The 2994-nt window shown below is 64.3% G+C and carries 2 protein-coding genes, 1 tRNA gene and 1 pseudogene; 1 reads left to right on the forward strand and 3 read right to left on the reverse strand.

The features are described 5' to 3' along the window. Positions 1-438 precede the first annotated feature (438 nt). Positions 439-524: transfer RNA gene (locus tag ACZ4NT_RS39015), tRNA-Leu, on the forward strand. A gap of 338 nt (positions 525-862) precedes the next feature. Here the strand turns inward: ACZ4NT_RS39015 and ACZ4NT_RS39020 are convergent. The 3 genes and pseudogenes from ACZ4NT_RS39020 to ACZ4NT_RS39030 all read right to left on the reverse strand — a co-directional run. After that, positions 863-1140, reverse strand: a pseudogene (locus ACZ4NT_RS39020) (IS110 family transposase); the annotation flags it as partial. A 1073-nt stretch (positions 1141-2213) separates the two neighbouring features. Beyond that, positions 2214-2405, reverse strand: coding sequence for a DUF6381 family protein (locus ACZ4NT_RS39025; protein ID WP_467730166.1), 192 nt, complete (start codon positions 2403-2405; stop codon positions 2214-2216). A 170-nt stretch (positions 2406-2575) separates the two neighbouring features. Next, on the reverse strand, positions 2576-2881 hold the full coding sequence (locus ACZ4NT_RS39030) for a hypothetical protein (RefSeq protein WP_467730169.1): 306 nt from the start codon (positions 2879-2881) through the stop codon (positions 2576-2578). Between the last annotated feature and the right edge of the window lie 113 nt (positions 2882-2994).

A 2994-nucleotide genomic window follows, 5' to 3' on the forward strand; every position in this document is an offset into this window, starting at 1 on the left:
CTGCAGGCCTTCGACATCGCCTTCGACGGCCGCCTCACCAACAACCACATTTGACCCAGCAACCAAGCTAGTTACACCGTTTACTGGACAGACCCCATGACCCCAGGAGCTTTGCTGAAGCCGCGGCTCTGAGAGTCTTCCCGTGCCACACGTGGCGTGCACCTGACCACGAAGGGCCGTTCCCAGCGAGTTCAAAGGACGCATTCTCGTCCTTGTGTCTACGCTGGGCATTCTGACCCAGACCGTCCAGGTGTGGTGTGCGGCTGGGCATGCGGAGCCAGCAGTTGCGGTGTACTGCGCCTCACTGGTGATCATCGGGAGAGCTGTGAAACCTTGCGGGTGCGTTCTACGACGAACCCGATGCAGTTGGCTTTGTGGCACTTCCGGGCTTGTGACCGGCAAGTGTCGACGGAGTACCATATGCCCAGCTGCAGATACGGGAGTGTGGCGGAACTGGCAGACGCGCCGGATTCAAGTCCCGGTGCCTTCACGGCGTGAGGGTTCGACTCCCTCCACTCCTACCATTCCCCCTCAACCGGCTTACACCACCCGTTGCTGAGCCCAGCGCCACGGTGTCCTGCTATTGAGGCCATCAGCAGGGGCACTACTGGCCAACTCGTTCGGCAGCGTCAACCGGTCAGAGCAGCGGATTCATAGAACACGCGGACGGCAAAGCAGCCCGGTCCTTCATTGCTCACATACCGCCTCAGCGCATGCGCTCAACGCCAGCTGTTCGCCCGGACACCGAGTCCCGGTTTGGGCTTATGCAGCTGCGAAGGCTCGCACACCGAAGGGCAGTACCGGCCCCACACAACGCAATGGGGTGGTGGCGATGCCGACCGGCTTCGGTAACATGGCAGACGAGCACGGCGACGCCCTGGGAGAGGTCACTATTCTGGGGCAGCGGGCCGGTGCATGGCCCTATCCGTGTGAAGGACGTTGGCGAGCACGAGGGCAGCACCGGGATCGGACTTCTTACGGCTAACGCCGCGCCGGTCACGGTAGTGAGCGGCGGCCATCGGGGTGGATTGCGAAGCCCTGCCGCTTGCTGGCGCGCAGAGCGGCGACCAGCAGTCCGCGCCTGGTCTCGAGCACCACCAGGATCGGCTCCAGTTCGGTGTCGCTGTGCTCGGCAAGCAGGCAGGTCCAGTAGTGCTCCGATATATCGGCCAAGCAACGTCAACCTAGCGGGGAGCGGCCTTGGTCTCGGCGGCCCTGCCGGGACTGTTGCCGGCCACGGCTACCGGGACGGGAACGCGACGGGGCGACAGGTGCGTCGCCACTGTTGAAACCAGGGCCACTCGGAGCGCTGAAGCCCCCGGCGACCGGGGGCACGGCCGTCGGCGCACTGGTGGTGGGTGCCACCGGGACAGGAGCGTGGGGGGTTCGCGTGCGAGGCAGAGCCCGGCCCAGGACCCGGGTGTGCCTCATCTCCGGGGCGCAGGCGGCGCAGACCTCCATCAGGGTCCACACCTGGGCGACGGCGGGATCGTGTCGCAGGACCAGCAGGATGTTGCCCGCACAGTAAACCCGGATTCCCTCGTGGGATGCGCACCGCACCCGCCAGCAGGCGCAAGCGGCATCGGGGCGCACGACTGCGGCGCGAGCGTGCGCCCCGACGTGCGCCTCGGCGAAGCGGCGCAGAGACGCGAGATCGCGGGAACGTGGCGGCATGACACATGGAGAAGAGCAAAAAACCGACGCCGTGCGGTCGCTGTGGCCCGAGACACGGATGGTCCATGTCCGACCCGGACGTCGCGCGGCAGGGCTTTCAGAGGGTGGGAGGTCCAAAGCAGGCAGTCCTTCGACAATGGGAGTGTTCACGCAGCTACGCACAGGTCACCTGCCCGCGCGGGATGATCCGAGATTCGCCGAAGACCTGCGGCCGTCATCTTATGCGCGAAGGCCTGCACGAACCCCGACTTCTGTCGGTCGGCCTACGTGCCGGGCGGGCGGGCCAAAGAGCATCTCACATACCTGTCACGTGTGTCACGACGAGATCAAAAGACAAAACGGCATCTTACGTCTCAGCCGAACGACCACCCAATGACAAAACGGGGCGGTCCAACCGCCCCCGCCGGGCGGTTGCATACACGGCACTCCCCTGAGAGGCATGGCCGGGGGGCGGTTGTGGGGCGATGCCGACGGGCAGAAGGCGTTGGGCTGTCCGCAGTATGAGCAGGCGCTTGCGGGAGGGGTGAGGCCCAGTAGGGCTACACCACCGGGTCGATGTCCTTGGTGGCTCTGATGCGCTCGTGCTGGCTCTGAGCTCTTAGTCGACGCGCCTTCCCCTTTAGCCGTGCACGCTGTTCGGGGTCATTGGCACGCTCCGCAGCTTGATCTAGGTCATGGGCCATCTGGCGCATGACCCGGATGCGGACACTATCCTCGTCCGGAACACTCATGATCACTCCTCAAGTACGTCAGAAGAGCAGGTCACACTAGGGAAACAGGATCTTGCCGCCTGCGCACGTTGTCCCAGCTCCATTGTCGGGGGCGAGGTCCGCCATTGCCAGGAACAGGATGACTACGGCTGCGCCAGAGGTTGCGGTGCTAAAGGGTGTGCTACAGAAGGTCAGATCCAGGGCAGGATTGAGGCGATGGCCAGGGCAGCGCGATAGGACTTGCGGGTCTTGTCGTAGCGGGTTGCCAGGCCACACTCCTGCTTGGAACAGTTGAAGCATCGTTCGATAACGTTGCGGCGACGGTAGAGGCATCGGTCGAAGCCGAGCGGCCGACCGCCGCGTGTGCCGCGATTCGGTCGGCCCAGGATCTGGTCGATTAGTTCGGGGATCGTGCGCGGAATGCCTCGTCGTCGCAGGTAGGCGCGGATCTCCCACTGTCCATCCAGAACGATCCACCCCCATCTTCCACACTCCATGCCCAGGACAACTGTCAACTAACGAGTTGGTGCGTGATAGCGGATGAGTCATGTCTGGGCGGCCGTGGTGTGTTTTCAGATGGTGGCTGTGCGGTCGGAGACGAGGCTGGCGA

This window comes from Streptomyces sp. NPDC026417, assembly GCF_055567695.1.